This is a genomic window from Streptomyces flavofungini (assembly GCF_041028215.1).
GTDB lineage: Bacteria > Actinomycetota > Actinomycetes > Streptomycetales > Streptomycetaceae > Streptomyces > Streptomyces flavofungini_B.
Map to the genome: position 1 here is coordinate 1 of NZ_JASKYR010000191.1, position 11,590 is coordinate 11,590.

General features: G+C 71.3%; 9 protein-coding genes and 1 pseudogene. 6 read left to right on the top strand and 4 right to left on the bottom strand.

What is annotated here, in order from left to right:
* Both AB8Z36_RS15645 and AB8Z36_RS15650 read left to right on the top strand, forming a co-directional pair.
* A pseudogene (locus tag AB8Z36_RS15645) lies at positions 1–2,463 on the top strand (sacsin N-terminal ATP-binding-like domain-containing protein); the annotation flags it as partial.
* 361 nt (positions 2,464–2,824) lie between these two features.
* Positions 2,825–3,664, top strand: a complete 840-nt coding sequence (locus AB8Z36_RS15650; protein ID WP_369213908.1) for a calcium-binding protein — start codon at positions 2,825–2,827, stop codon at positions 3,662–3,664.
* A gap of 10 nt (positions 3,665–3,674) precedes the next feature.
* Here the strand turns inward: AB8Z36_RS15650 and AB8Z36_RS15655 are convergent, their stop codons facing one another.
* Positions 3,675–6,077, bottom strand: coding sequence for an HAD-IC family P-type ATPase (locus AB8Z36_RS15655; RefSeq protein WP_369213909.1), 2,403 nt, complete (start codon positions 6,075–6,077; stop codon positions 3,675–3,677).
* Positions 6,078–6,211: 134 nt separating this feature from the next.
* Positions 6,212–6,481: a DUF2530 domain-containing protein gene (locus AB8Z36_RS15660; RefSeq protein ID WP_369213910.1), complete on the bottom strand. Its 270-nt coding sequence runs from the start codon at positions 6,479–6,481 to the stop codon at positions 6,212–6,214.
* Positions 6,482–6,702: 221 nt separating this feature from the next.
* On the opposite strand from AB8Z36_RS15660, the gene AB8Z36_RS15665 reads away from it, so the two are divergent.
* A complete protein-coding gene (locus AB8Z36_RS15665; protein WP_369213911.1) occupies positions 6,703–8,157 on the top strand; it encodes an NCS2 family permease in 1,455 nt (484 codons plus the stop codon).
* Between the two features lie 15 nt (positions 8,158–8,172).
* On the opposite strand, the gene AB8Z36_RS15670 is transcribed toward AB8Z36_RS15665, so the two are convergent.
* Positions 8,173–8,355, bottom strand: coding sequence for a toxin-antitoxin system HicB family antitoxin (locus AB8Z36_RS15670; protein ID WP_369213912.1), 183 nt, complete (start codon positions 8,353–8,355; stop codon positions 8,173–8,175).
* 143 nt (positions 8,356–8,498) lie between these two features.
* Here AB8Z36_RS15670 and AB8Z36_RS15675 point away from each other — a divergent pair, with 143 nt between their 5' ends.
* Entirely contained in the window at positions 8,499–8,936 is a 438-nt protein-coding gene (locus tag AB8Z36_RS15675; protein ID WP_369213913.1) for a MarR family winged helix-turn-helix transcriptional regulator, read from the top strand.
* A gap of 81 nt (positions 8,937–9,017) precedes the next feature.
* Entirely contained in the window at positions 9,018–10,364 is a 1,347-nt protein-coding gene (locus tag AB8Z36_RS15680; RefSeq protein ID WP_369213914.1) for an MFS transporter, read from the top strand.
* A gap of 29 nt (positions 10,365–10,393) precedes the next feature.
* Here the strand turns inward: AB8Z36_RS15680 and AB8Z36_RS15685 are convergent, their stop codons facing one another.
* A complete protein-coding gene (locus tag AB8Z36_RS15685) occupies positions 10,394–10,924 on the bottom strand; it encodes a GNAT family N-acetyltransferase (protein ID WP_369213916.1) in 531 nt (176 codons plus the stop codon).
* A gap of 104 nt (positions 10,925–11,028) precedes the next feature.
* Here AB8Z36_RS15685 and thpR point away from each other — a divergent pair.
* The coding region (gene thpR, locus AB8Z36_RS15690) for an RNA 2',3'-cyclic phosphodiesterase (RefSeq protein WP_369213915.1) at positions 11,029–11,590 on the top strand (562 nt) is incomplete at its 3' end.

An 11,590-nucleotide genomic window follows, 5' to 3' on the forward strand; every position in this document is an offset into this window, starting at 1 on the left:
CCTCGTCACCCGGCTGCTCGACGGCGTGGACGACGCCCTCCTCCTCGCGCTGCCGGGGCTCGAAGAGGTCCGCGTGGAGACGCCGGGCGGGACCGTGCGGACCCTGCGCCGCCGCACCGAGGCCCCGTACACCGTCATCGAGGACAGCCGCGAGGGCACGACCCGCTGGCGCACCGTCAGCCGACAGGGGCCGCTGGACGCCGCCCTCCTGAAGGACCGTCCCGTCGAGGAGCGGCTGCGTCCGCACTGGTCCGTCACCTGGGCCGTCCCCGCGGGCCCCGACGGCGCCCCGGAGCGGCCCCGCGCCACGCCGGTCGTGCACGCGCCGACGCCGAGCGACGAGCCGCTGGGCGTACCGGCGCTGCTCATCGCCTCGTTCCCGCTGGACACCGCACGGCGGCACGCCGCACCCGGGCCGCTCACCGACTTCCTGGTGCAGCGCGCGGCGGACGCGTACGCGGAGCTCCTCGCCGACTGGCGGCCCGTGGGAGAGGGCGTCATCTCCCTGGTTCCCGGGCCGCTCGGCCGGAGCGAGCTGGACGGCGCCCTGCGCCAGGGCATCCTGGAGCGGCTGCCCCGCACCGCCTTCCTGCCGCCCGCCCTGCCGCGCGGCGACGAGGACGACGACACGCTCCCCGAGGCGCTGCGGCCCCGGGACGCCGAGGTCGTCGAGGGAGCGGGCGCCGACACCGTCCGCGTCCTCGCCGAGGTGCTGCCCAGCCTGCTCCCCGCGGGCCTGGAACGCCGCGCCGAGCTGCGCACCCTCGGTGTCGCCCGGGTCCCGCTGACCGAGGCGATCGACCGCCTCGCCGGTCTCGACCGGGAGCCCGGCTGGTGGCGGCGGCTGTACGACACCCTCGCCGGGGTCGACCCGGAGCGCCTCTCGGGGCTGCCGGTGCCGCTGGCGGACCGGCGTACGACGATCGGGCCGCGGCAGGTCCTGCTGCCCGCCCCCGGCGAGGAGCGCGACCAGGAGTCCCTCGCCCGCCTCGGGCTCAAGGTCGCCCACCCGGACGCCGTCCATCCGCTGCTCGAAAAGCTGGGCGCCCTGCCCGCCACGCCCCGGGCGGTCCTGACGACCCCGCAGGTGCGCGCCGCCGTGGCCGCCTCCCTCGACGACGACACCTGGGACGAGGAGGCCCTGGACGCGGAGGAGCTCGCGGAGGTCGTGCTCACGCTGGTCCGCGCGGCGGACCTCGCGCCGGGCGACGAGCCGTGGCTCGCGGCCCTCGCCCTGCCCGACGAGGACGGCGAACTGGCCCCCGCGGGTGAACTCGTCCTGCCCGGGAGCCCCTTCGCCGAGGTCATGCGCGAGGACGAACTCGCCCTCGTGGACGCCGAGACCGCCGGGCGCTGGGGCGAGCAGCCCCTCGCCGCCTGCGGGGTGCTCGCCACGTTCGCGCTGGTACGGGCCACCGACGTCGTCCTCGACCCGGACGAACTCGACCCCCGTGAGGGTGACTTTCCCGAGCCCGACGACGCCGGGCTCCTCGACGCCGTCGACGTGTGGTGCGAGGACGTCCTCGACCGGCTCCCGGACACCCCCGTACCGCCCGTCGCCACCGAGATCGTCGCCGTGCGGGACCTCGACCTGATCGACGACGACCACTGGCCGCAGGCGCTCGCGATGCTCTCGCGCCCGCCGCTGCGGGACGCCCTGACCCAGCCGCTGCGGGTGCTGCTGCCGGACGGTACGACGGAGAGCGTCCGCCCGTACACGGCCTGGTGGCTGCGCGGCCACCCGGTGCTCGACGGCCGCAGGCCCGCCGGGCTGCGCGCGGAGGGCGGCGATCCGCTCCTCGCGGGCCTGTACGACGCGGCGGACGCCACCGGCTTCGGTGACGAGCAGGTGCTGCGGGCGCTCGGCGTCCGTACGTCCGTCGCCGCGCTCCTGGCGGAGCCGGGCGGCGCCGCCGAACTCCBCGMSSTCAGCTGCACGCCCTGTACGGCGCCCTGGCCGATCTCGACCCCGAGCAGGTGACGCTCCCCGACGAGCTGCGCGCGGTGGTGGACGGCGAGGTCGTGGTGGTCGACGCGGCGGACGCGGTGGTGGCCGACGCCCCCGACCTGCTGCCGCTCGCCGACGGAGTCCCGCTGCTGCCCGTGGCGCCCCGCAGGGCCGCGGACCTGGCGGAGCTGTTCCAGGTGCGGCGCCTGAGCGAGACGGCGGCCGTGGAGCCCGCGGGGGAGGGCGTCGAGCACGAGGTGCCCGCCGCCGTACGGACCCTGCTCGGCCCGGCGACCCCGGAGACGTACGTCGAGTACGAGGAACTGACCGCGGGCGGCACGGACCTTGACTGGCGCCGCACCCCCGACGGCACCGTCCACGCGGCGACCCTGGAGGGCGTCGCGGCGGGCCTCGCCTGGGCGGCGGGCCAGTGGCCGCGCCGCTTCGAGGTGACGGCCCTCCTGGAGGACCCCTCACGCACGGCGGAACTGGCACGGGACCGCTGGTTCGACTGACGCGGGCCGCTTCCGTCGGGTTCGACTGGCGCGGGCCGCTTGCGTTCGGTTCGTTGGGCGCGGGCCGCATGCGTCGGGTTCGTTGGGCGCGGGGCGCATGCGTTGGGTTCGATCGGCGCGGGGCGCTTCCCTCCGGTTCGACCGGGACGGGGCGCTTCCGTCGGGTTCGACTGACGGAAAGCGTCCGCGTCGCGGCGGAATATCGCCGTCCGAAAGCCGGTCACATTTCCTTCACTTTTCATACAACCAGGCGTGGGGGTCGCGAGTCTGATCTTGCGAGTCAACAGACTCCTAGATCACCGGACTTCCGCGTGAAGGCGTCACGCACCGCGGGAGTCCCCTTCTCCACCTGGGGAAACACATGCGTATTCGTGCCACCGTGGCCGCACTGTCCGGCACCCTGGCCCTGTCCGCACTTGCCGTCCCGGCCGCGCAGGCCGCCGACGGGCCGCACCTGACGCAGCGCGAGAAGACCGCCGTCGCCAAGGCGGCCGCCGCCGAATCCGACGGCGACACGAAGATCACGAAGGTCGTCGTCAACAAGGGCAAGGACATCGTCGTCGGCACCACCAACAAGGTGAAGTTCGACATCGCCGTCACCGCGACCGACCCGGAGGGCATCTACCTGGGCGACGCCTTCCTCTGGCACGGCAGCGACATCGACAGCGACATCGACGGCCTCCTCTTCTCCGAGGACGCCGACGACACCTGCGCGGCCGTGAACGCGACGACCGCCACCTGCACGGTCTCCGTCGTGGTCGACCCGAAGACCGACCTCTACGACAACGTGCTGGCCGGAAAGTGGAAGGTCGCGGCCACCGCGATCGGCGAGGACGGCGACCTCGCCCAGGAGGACAACGTGTCCTCGAACGCCCGCATCCAGCGCTTTGCCCGCCTCACCACCAACGCCACGCCCGAGCCCGTCAAGAAGGGCAAGACCCTCACCGTCAAGGGCGCGCTGACCCGCGCCAACTGGTACACCTCGAAGTACGCGGGCTACACCAAGCAGGACGTGAAGCTCCAGTACAAGAAGAAGGGTGCCAGCAGCTACACCACCCTCAAGACGGTGAAGTCCGACTCCAAGGGCAACCTGAGCACCACCGTGAAGGCGTCCGCCGACGGCTACTTCCGCTACGTCTTCGCGGGCACCTCCACCACCCCCGCCGTGACGTCCACCAGCGACTTCGTCGACGTCCAGTAAGTCACGGGGCTCACGCCGGAAAGCGGCGGTCCACCCAGCGGTAGATGACCTCGATGGCCAGTGAGGCCACCGCCGCGATCGCGACCGCCGCCCACGGCATCGTCGTGCCCACCAGCTTGAGCTGGAAGAAGTCCTGGAGCCAGGGCACGGTCAGCACGAACAGGAAGCCGAGACCCATCGCGCCGATGAGGCAGATCCGCCACCACGTGTAAGGGCGGGCGATGATGGCGAGCACCCACATGGCGATGAGGAACAGCGCCAGGGTGGCCGCGCTGGTCTCGGCTTCCCGCGCGCCCGCGCCCTCGTAGTGGTGCCGGGCCAGCAGGTACGTCACGAAGGTCGCGACGCCCGCGATGACGCCGCCCGGGATCGCGTACCGCATGACCCTGCGCACGAAGTGCGGCTTCGCGCGCTCCTTGTTGGGGGCCAGGGCGAGGAAGAAGGCCGGGACGCCGATCGTCAGGGTGGACAGGAGCGTCAGGTGGCGGGGGAGGAAGATGTACTCCGCCTGGGCGCAGACGACCAGCAGGGCGATGACCACCGAGTAGACCGTCTTGACCAGGAACAGCGTGGCGACGCGCGTGATGTTGCCGATGACGCGGCGGCCCTCGGCGACGACGGAGGGCAGCGTCGCGAAGCTGTTGTTCAGCAGCACGATCTGGGCGACCGCCCGCGTGGCCTCCGAGCCCGAGCCCATGGACACGCCGATGTCGGCGTCCTTGAGGGCGAGGACGTCGTTGACGCCGTCGCCGGTCATCGCGACGGTGTGGCCGCGTGACTGGAGGGCGCCCACCATGTCGCGCTTCTGCTGCGGGGTGACGCGGCCGAAGACCGCGCTGTCGTCCAGGGCCTTCGCCATCTCGTCCCGCTCGGTGGGCAGCTTGCGCGCGTCCACGGTGTTCTCGGCGCCGGGCAGCCCGAGCTTGCCCGCGACCGCGCCCACCGAGACCGCGTTGTCGCCGGAGATGACCTTGGCGTGGACGTCCTGCTCGGCGAAGTAGCGGAGGGTGTCGGCGGCGTCCGGGCGCAGCCGCTGCTCCAGGACGACGAGGGCGGTGGCGCGCGCCCCTTCGGCCACCTCGGGGTCGTCGAGGTCTCCGGTGGCGCGGGCGAGGAGCAGCACGCGCAGACCCTGCTGGTTGAGCTCCTCGATGTCGGAGAGGACGGGGTCGCCGTCGGGGAGCAGCACGTCGGGCGCGCCGAGGAGCCAGGCGGACGTGGTGCCGTCGCCCTCGCTGAAGGAGGCGCCGCTGTACTTGCGGGCCGAGGAGAAGGGCAGGGACTGCGTGCAGCGCCACTCCTCGCTGTCGGGGTAGGCGTCGATGATCGCCTGGAGCGAGGCGTTCGGCCGGGGGTCGGACTCGCCCAGGGCGCCGAGGACCTTGCGTACGTAGGTCTCGTCGGCGTCGCCGAGCGTGCGCAGCTCGGTGACGTCCATGCCGCCCTCGGTGAGGGTGCCGGTCTTGTCCAGGCAGACGGTGTCGACGCGGGCCAGGCCCTCGATCGCCGGGAGCTCCTGGACGAGGCACTGTTTCCGGCCGAGCCTGATGACACCGATCGCGAAGGCCACGGAGGTCAGCAGGACCAGGCCCTCGGGGATCATCGGGACGATGCCGCCGACGGTGTAGGCGATGGACTGCCGGAAGTCGTCGTCCTTGACGACGAGCTGGGAGATGACGAGGCCGATGGAGGTCGGCACCATCAGCCAGGTCACGTACTTGAGGATCGTGGAGATGCCGGAGCGCAGCTCGGAGTGGACGAGGGTGAAGCGCGAGGCCTCCTCGGCGAGCTGGGCGGCGTAGGCCTCGCGGCCGACCTTGGTGGCGGTGAACGCGCCGCCGCCCGCGACGACGAACGAGCCCGACATCATCTTGTCGCCGGGCTTCTTGACGACCGGGTCGGCCTCGCCGGTCAGGAGCGACTCGTCGACCTCCAGGCTGTCGGTCTCGACGGCCTCGCCGTCCACCATGATCTTGTCGCCGGGGCCCAGCTCCACCAGGTCGCCGAGGACGATCTCGGAGGTGGAGACCTCCGTGGCCCTGCCGTCGCGCCGCACGGTCGGCCTGGCCTCGCCTATGACCGCGAGGCTGTCCAGGGTCTTCTTGGCGCGCCACTCCTGGATGATGCCGATGCCGGTGTTGGCGACGATCACGAAGCCGAAGAGGCTGTCCTGGATCGGCGCCACGAACAACATGATCACCCAGAGCACGCCGATGATCGCGTTGAAGCGGGTGAAGACGTTGGCCCGGACGATCTCGCTCAGCGACCGTGAGCTGCGCACCGGTACGTCGTTGACCTCGCCGCGCTCGACCCGTTCGGCCACCTCCGCCGACGTCAGGCCGGAGTTCCGGCCCGCCGGGGGAGGCACCGGGTGAACGGGGTCGAGCTCGGCGCCCGCGTCGATATGCGTCATGCCTTCGACGGTAAGTGCGGTTGTGGGGCTTCACCCCTTGAGTGCCCCAAAGATCCGACCACGGTAGGAGGTGTCCCGTCCTGTGGTCGTACGGGGCTGCCGCGCCGGTACGACGTCCGTGCGCGGAGCCGCCGCTACGGCTGCTGCGTTGCTGCCTGCGCGGCGCGCGCCCGCTTGATCGCGGCGTCGCGGCCCCGTACGTACCAGATGCCGATGAGGCCGAGGCCGCCACCGGCCAGGCATGTCCACACCCACCAGGTGGCGTCGCGGTCGTCGAACCAGCCGTAGAAGGGGAGCTGTACCAGGAAGAGGACGAACCAGAGGATCGTGCCGCCCGTGATGGTGGCGACCACGGGGCCCTCAAGGGGCTCCGGCGCCTCGTGCTGTGGGGTCCACTTCGCCATGCGTACACCTTACGAGGCGGCGCCGACGCCGCCCACACCCGTTGCCCCCGGGGGGTCTACGCGCGGAGATAGCGATTTCGGCTTCATGTATTCATACTGAAACGGCTTATGGATGGCCGATTGCTTTCGTATGAAGGTACAAGTTCCGTCAAGCTCGGCACGTCACTTCCTTCTCGGCTTCCGCTCTCTCCCCACCTCCATCACAGGTCATGAGGTTTTCCATGTCTTCCTCGGCCAGCGCTCCGGTCGACGCCCGCAAAGAGCCGCCGAAGGCCCCGCAGAACGGCCTCGACGCGTTCTTCAAGATCTCGGAGCGGGGCTCGACCCTGGCCAGGGAAGTCCGCGGCGGCTTCGCCACCTTCTTCGCGATGGCCTACATCATCGTGCTGAACCCGATCATCCTGGGCAGCGCGAAGGACATGTACGGCCACCAGCTCGACAACAAGCAGCTGGTCACCGCGACCGTCCTGACCGCCGCCTTCACCACGCTGCTCATGGGCGTCATCGGCAACGTCCCCATCGCGCTCGCCGCGGGCCTCGGCGTCAACACCGTCGTCGCCCTCCAGCTCGCCCCGCGCATGTCCTGGCCGGACGCCATGGGCATGGTCGTCCTCGCCGGTTTCGTCGTGATGCTGCTGGTCGCGACCGGTCTGCGGGAGCGCGTGATGAGCGCCGTGCCGCTCGGCCTGCGCAAGGGCATCGCGATCGGCATCGGCCTCTTCATCATGCTGATCGGCCTCGTCGACTCCGGCTTCGTCTCGCGGATGCCGGACGCCGCGCACACCACCGTCCCGCTCCAGCTCGGCGGCGACGGCCACCTCAACGGCTGGCCGGTGCTCGTCTTCGTGCTCGGCGTGCTGCTCACCCTCGCGCTCCTGGTGCGCAAGGTGCCCGGCGCGATCCTGCTCAGCATCGTCGTCATGACGGTCGTCGCGATGATCATCCACGCCGTGGCCGGTCTGCCGTCCGAGGTGTGGGGCCTGACCAGCCCGGAGTGGCCCGGCAACCCCGTCTCCACGCCCGACTTCGGGCTCGTCGGCGAGATCAGCCTCTTCGGCGGCTTCGAGAAGGTCGGCGTCCTGACCGGCGTCCTCTTCGTCTTCACCGTGCTGCTCTCGTGCTTCTTCGACGCGATGGGCACGATCATGGGCATCGGCGACGAGGCCGGTCTCACGGACGCGAACGGCAACATGCCCGGCATCAACAAGGTGCTCTTCGTCGACGGCATCGCGGTCGCCGCGGGCGGCGCCTCCTCCGCCTCCGCCACCACCTGCTTCGTGGAGTCCACGGCGGGCGTCGGCGAGGGCGCGCGCACCGGCCTGGCGAACGTCGTCACCGGCGGGCTCTTCGCCGTGGCGCTCTTCCTCACCCCGATCGCCACGATGGTCCCGTCCCAGGCGGCCACGCCCGCGCTGCTCGCGGTGGGCTTCCTGATCCTGTCCGGGTCCATCCGGCAGATCGACTGGGCGGATTACACGATCGCCATTCCCGCGTTCGTGACGATGCTGATGATGCCGTTCACCTACTCGATCACCAACGGCATCGGCATGGGCTTCGTCACCTTCACCGTCCTGCGCCTGGCGGCAGGGCGGGGCCGCGAGGTGCCGGTCGCGATGTACGCGGTGTCGGCGGTGTTCGCCTTCTACTACCTGATGCCGGCCCTGAACCTGACGTAGCGCACGGGCCGGCTCTCACGCCGCCCCGTAGAACTTCTCCGTCTCCTCGACGGCAGAGGCGAACCGCTCGTCGAAGTCATCCCGAATGAGCGTCCGGACCACGTAGTCCTGGACGCTCATTCCCCTTTTCGCGGCATGCTGGCGGAGCCGCTCATGCAGCGAACCGTCTATGCGCAGGCTGAGCACCGTGGATCCCATACGGGCCAGCGTTCACGCCACCCGACGTGTTTCGCGTCACTTTCCGCGTTCGCCTCACTCTTTCGGGTGATGTGACGGCTTTCAGTGCGTCTCTCGGGTATACGAGTGGTCCTTAGCTAGGGTAATGAGTTACGCTAACGAACATGCCGGACCTCTCCCATGGTGACGACGCCGCCGCCGTGAACGCCCTGCGCTCCGCCGTGATGCGCCTGTCCCGTCGACTCAAGCACCAGCGGGTCGACGAGTCGCTGAGCCCCACCGAGATGTCGGTGCTCGGCACCCTCGCCCGCTGCGGCAGCGCCACCCCCGGTGAGCTGGCCCGCAAGGAGCATGTGCAGCCGCCGTCGATGACCCGCATCGTGGCGCTGCTCGAAGCCAAGGGACTCGTCCGGCTCGAACCGCACCCGGAGGACCGCCGCCAGAAGGTGGTCACCCAGACCGAGACCGCCGAGGCGATGCTCGAAGAGAGCCGCCGCAAGCGCAACGCCTGGCTCGCGGACCTCGCCGAGCACCTCGACGACGACGAGTGGGCACGCCTGCGCGCCGCCGCTCCGGTCCTGGAGAAGCTCGCGCACCTGTGAGCCATCCGTAGACCTCATCGCACCTCATAGCACCGCATAGCAACTCGTAGCACCTTCGTACGCCAAGGAGGCGAACCCACTTTGAGTACGGGATCCGGAGCAGACTCCGCCCCCGCACCGACCGCCCTCGACACATCCGTCCGCCCCCGCAAGTCCTCGATGTTCAGCTCGCTGAAGATCCGCAACTACCGGCTCTTCGCCACCGGTGCCGTCGTCTCCAACACCGGCACCTGGATGGCCCGCATCACCCAGGACTGGTTGGTCCTGAGCCTCACCGGCTCCTCCGCCGCCGTCGGCATCACGACGGCCATGCAGTTCCTGCCGATGCTGCTCCTCGGTCTGTACGGCGGTGTCATCGCCGACCGCTTCGCCAAGCGCAGCCTGCTCTTCTGCACCCAGGGCGCCATGAGCATCAGCGGCCTCTTCCTCGCCGCCCTGACGCTCAGCGGACACGTCCAGGTCTGGCACGTCTATGTCGCGGCCTTCTTCACCGGCCTCGTCACCGTCGTCGACAACCCGACACGGCAGTCCTTCGTGTCCGAGATGGTCGGCCCGGACCAGGTCCGCAACGCCGTCTCGCTGAACTCGGCGAACTTCCAGTCGGCGCGGCTCATCGGCCCCGCCGTGGCGAGCGCCCTGACCGCCGCCGTCGGCCCCGGCTGGGCCTTCCTCGCCAACGGCCTGTCCTTCCTCGCCCCCCTCACCGGCCTGCTCCTCATGCGCACCGCCGAGCTGAACGCCACCCCGCGCGCACCGCGCGGCAAGGGGCAGCTCAGGGAGGGCCTGAACTACGTCTCCAAGCACCCCGAGCTGATCTGGCCGATCGTCCTCGTCGGCTTCATCGGCACCTTCGGCTTCAACTTCCCGATCTGGCTGAGCGCCTTCGCGGACGACATCTTCCACGGCGGCGTGGGGATGTACGGGCTGTTCAACACCCTGATGGCCATCGGCTCGCTCGCCGGTGCGCTGCTCGCGGCCCGGCGCGGCACCTCGCGGCTCCGGCTGCTCGCCGGGGCCGCGACCGCCTTCGGCGTGCTCCAGATCGTGGCCGCGTTCGCGCCCGCGTACTGGATGTTCGTGGCGCTGATCGTCCCGATCGGCATCCTGGGCCTGACGGTGAACGTCACCGCCAACTCCTCGGTCCAGATGGCCACCGACCCCGAGATGCGGGGCCGGGTGATGTCACTGTTCATGATGGTCTTCACCGGCGGCACGCCGCTCGGCGGACCGCTCTTCGGCTGGCTCGCCGACGCCTACGGCGTCCGGATCAGCATGGCGGTCGGCGGCCTGGTCTGCGCCCTCGCCGCGGCCGGTGTCGGCCTGATGCTGGCGCGCGCCGCCGACCTCCGCCTCAAGGTGGACCTGCGCCGGGGCCGTCGGCACGTGCAGTTCGTCCCGAGGGAGCGGGAGCTGGCGACCGCGGCGTAGGCCCGTGCGATGCCGTGTGTACGGCCCGGTCAGACCCGCATCTCAAGGATCTGGCCGGGCCAGCTTCCGTCCGGGCCCGTGAAGGTCTCGGTGGCGGTGAAGCCGTTGCCCACGTAGTACGCGACGAGCTTGCCGTCGTCGCCCGCGTAGCAGTCGACCCGGAGCAGTGCGACGCCCTGGCGCCGGGTCTCCGCGGCGGCGTGCGCGAGCAGGGCACGGCCGACGCCGCGGCCCGCGAAGCGGTGGTCGGCGGCGAGCAGATGGACGTAGCGCTCGGGCTCACCGGCCTCGGGGATGTTCGGTCCCGGTCCTTCGGTGAGCGTGACGGTGCCCGCCACGACGCCGCCGATCTCGGCGACCCACGGCTCGCCCGAGGTCAGATAGCGCTCGACGAGCGCCACCGCCTTCGGGTTCTCCGACCAGGGCCGGGTGCCCCACTGCCCCGTCCGCCCCTGCGACACGAGCCACTCCACGGCCCGGTCGAAGAGCCCGAGCACGGCGGGGACGTCGTCCGCGGTGCCGGGCCGTATCTGGAGAGGTTCCGCGTCCCTGTCACGCATGTCACTCACGTCACTCACGCCACTCACGCCACTCACGCCACTCATGTCGCTCATGGACGGAGGCTAGGCAGTACGGGCCGCCCGGTCCAGGGAGAATCACCGGCATGAGACTCTTCGCCGCCGTCATCCCGCCGGACGCCGCGAGCGCCGAACTGGCATCGGCGGCAGCCGCGTTGCGCGAGCTGCCCGGCGCGGACGACCTGCGGTGGACGGCCTCCGGGGGCTGGCACTTCACGCTGACGTTCCTGGCCGAGGTGGCGGAGCCGGTCCTCCCCGGCCTCACCGCGCGCCTGGCACGGGCCGCGCACCGCACATCCCCGTTCTCCCTGGCCCTGAGCGGCGGCGGCCACTTCGGGGACCGGGCGCTGTGGGCGCGCGCGACGGGGGACGTGGCCGCGCTGCGGCTCCTCGCCGGACGCACGGAGGCGGCGGCGCGCAAGGCGGGCCTCGCGGTCGAGGAGCACCGGGCCTACCGCCCGCACCTCACGCTGGCGCGCGGCCGGGGAGTGCCGGGGCTCGGCCCGTACGCCGACGCCCTTGACTCCTTCCGGGGCACGCCCTGGACCGTACGGGAGCTGACGCTCGTCCGCAGTGAGCTGCCGAGGAGCGGGGTGCCGGGGGAGCGGCCCCGCSYMCGAGSSGCYRGCGCGCCRGCSSCTCGKRSCG

Excerpts from the sequence above, each read along its gene's own strand:
- AB8Z36_RS15650 (WP_369213908.1), top strand. The coding sequence starts at position 2,825 with ATGCGTATTCGTGCCACCGTGGCCGCACTGTCCGGCACCCTGGCCCTG.
- AB8Z36_RS15655 (WP_369213909.1), bottom strand. The coding sequence starts at position 6,077 with ATGACGCATATCGACGCGGGCGCCGAGCTCGACCCCGTTCACCCGGTG.
- AB8Z36_RS15660 (WP_369213910.1), bottom strand. The coding sequence starts at position 6,481 with ATGGCGAAGTGGACCCCACAGCACGAGGCGCCGGAGCCCCTTGAGGGC.
- AB8Z36_RS15665 (WP_369213911.1), top strand. The coding sequence starts at position 6,703 with ATGTCTTCCTCGGCCAGCGCTCCGGTCGACGCCCGCAAAGAGCCGCCG.
- AB8Z36_RS15670 (WP_369213912.1), bottom strand. The coding sequence starts at position 8,355 with ATGGGATCCACGGTGCTCAGCCTGCGCATAGACGGTTCGCTGCATGAG.
- AB8Z36_RS15675 (WP_369213913.1), top strand. The coding sequence starts at position 8,499 with ATGCCGGACCTCTCCCATGGTGACGACGCCGCCGCCGTGAACGCCCTG.
- AB8Z36_RS15685 (WP_369213916.1), bottom strand. The coding sequence starts at position 10,924 with ATGCGTGACAGGGACGCGGAACCTCTCCAGATACGGCCCGGCACCGCG.